At 62.2% G+C, this 2499-nt stretch carries 2 protein-coding genes; both read left to right on the top strand.

Features of this window, described 5'->3' with window-relative positions:
- The coding region (locus AC1DH9_RS27205) for a 4-alpha-glucanotransferase (protein ID WP_477809139.1) at positions 1–248 on the top strand (248 nt) is incomplete at its 5' end.
- The coding region (gene treY, locus AC1DH9_RS27200; protein WP_477809138.1) for a malto-oligosyltrehalose synthase at positions 245–2499 on the top strand (2255 nt) is incomplete at its 3' end. The genes AC1DH9_RS27205 and treY, both read left to right, overlap by 4 nt.

The raw sequence follows: 2499 nt of genomic DNA, 5'->3' as shown, positions 1-2499 counted from the left end.
CCGATCAGGTACTCGACGCCAGCGTGCGTTTCCTGGGTCACACCCGCGCCCCCTTGGTGTTGCTGCCGCTGGAGGATGCGTTGGGCATTGATGAGCAGGCCAACCTCCCCGGCACCACGGACAGTCATCCGAACTGGCGCCGGCGCTTTGCCGATGAAAGCGACGTACTGCTGGACGATGCGGATGCCGCACGACGGCTGGAACTGCTTGCTTGCGCGCGCCTTCAGGCAGCCGAGCGTGATCAATGAGTGAGGTGCAAACCCTCTCGGTACGGGCGACGTTGCGCCTGCAGTTTCATCAGGGGTTCACCCTGGATGACGCCGTGCCGCTGGTGCCGTATTTCAGCGGTTTAGGCATCAGCCACCTCTATGCCTCGCCGCTGTTGAGTGCGCGCGCCGGGTCGATGCATGGCTACGACGTGGTCGACCCCAGCCGGGTCAATCCCGAACTGGGCGGCGAGGCAGCCCTGCGGCGACTGGTGAGTGCGCTGCGCGCCCAGGACATGGGGCTGATTCTGGACATCGTGTCCAACCACATGGCCGTAGGTGGCGCCGACAATCCCTGGTGGCTGGACTTGCTGGAGTGGGGGCGATTAAGCCCCTACGGTGAGTTTTTCGACATTCAATGGCATTCGCCAGACCCATTACTCGAAGGCCAGCTATTGCTGCCGTTCCTGGGCAACGATTACGGCAGCGCCTTGCAGGACGGTACGCTGACGCTGCACTTCGATCCCGGACGGGGCAGTTTCCATGTCGAACACCATGAGCACCACTTTCCGATCTGCCCCACCGACTACGCTGAACTGCTCAAGCCTGACGACTCGCTCGACGTTGAACGGGCACTGCAGCTCAAGGTATTGGCCGATCAGTTCACTACCCTGCACTACCAGACCGATGCCCATTCCCTTGCACGCCCCTTGCAACAAGCGCTCATCACACTGGCGTCTGATCCGGCGATCTTGCGTTGCATCGAACACAACCTTAGCCGCCATGACTCCCGCCAGCCCGAAGGTTTCAGCCGTCTGCACGAGCTGCTCGAACGCCAAAGCTATCGCCTGGCCAGTTGGCGCACGGCAGCCGATGACATAAATTGGCGGCGCTTCTTCGACATCAATGAACTGGCAGGGCTGCGGGTCGAACGCCCGGCCGTGTTCGAAGCCACCCATGCAAAAATTTTCGAGCTGATTGCCGAAGGGCTGGTGGATGGATTGCGTATCGACCACATCGATGGACTCGCCGACCCACGGGGTTACTGCCGCAAACTCAGACGTCGGGTGAACGTCCTGTCACCGTTGCGACACGTACCGATTTACGTCGAGAAAATACTCGGCGACGGTGAAACGCTGCGTCGCGACTGGCAGGTCGATGGCACCACGGGCTACGAGTTCATGAATCAACTGTCGCTGCTGCAACACGACCCGCAAGGCGAGCAAGTCCTTGGCGAACTGTGGAGCCGACACACCGAACGGCCCGCGGCGTTCGTCGAGGAAGCACAACTGGCACGCCAGCAAATCCTCAACGGTTCGCTGGCCGGCGACTTCGAAAGTGTCGCGCAGGCCTTGCTGCAAGTGGCCCGCGATGACCTGATGAGCCGAGACCTGACCCTGGGTGCGATTCGTCGGGCATTGCAGGAACTGATCGTGCATTTTCCGGTGTACCGAACATACATCGGCCCGTGTGGGCGCTCGGCACAAGACGAGGTGTTTTTCCAGCACGCGATGAACGGCGCGCGCCAGACCTTGAGCGAAGCCGACTGGCCGGTGCTCGACTATCTGGCGCAATGGCTGGGTGGGCAGCCCTGGCGCGAGCGCCCGGTAGGCCGTCAACRCAAGATCCTCAAGCATGCCTGTGTGCGCTTCCAGCAACTGACCTCACCGACCGCCGCCAAAGCCGTGGAAGACACCGCGCTCTATCGCTCAGGCGTGCTGTTGTCGCGTAACGATGTCGGCTTCAACACCGAGCGGTTCAGCGCCCCACTTGCGGACTTCCACACGGCGTGCAGCCAACGCCTCAGCGAATTCCCGGACTCGCTGCTGACCAGCGCCACCCATGACCACAAACGCGGTGAAGACAGCCGCGCACGTCTGGCATTACTCAGCGAGCGCAGTACCTGGTATGCCGAAACCGTCGAAGGCTGGCGGACACAGAGTGCTGCCCTGCGCCGCGATCCGTCGATGCCCTCACCCGCCGATGAACTGCTGCTCTACCAGACCTTGCTCGCCAGTTGGCCACTGGAGCTGCATTGCGAAGACCTGCCGTCGATGACGGCCTACACCGAACGCCTGTGGCAGTGGCAACAGAAAGCCCTGCGCGAAGCCAAACTCCAGAGCAGCTGGAGCGCACCGAACGAGCCTTATGAGCAGGCCACGCGGGCCTTCCTCGAGCGCCTTCTGCTCAGCCCCGAAGGCCTGCCTTTACGCAGTGCCATCGCCGATGCTGCGCAAGCGATCGCCTGCGGCGGCGCGCTCAATGGATTGGCGCAAACCTTGCTGCGCATGAC

This window comes from Pseudomonas sp. 05T35, assembly GCF_056396605.1.
Note: the sequence above shows the minus strand (reverse complement) of the source record. Positions and strands in the feature narration are given on the sequence as shown.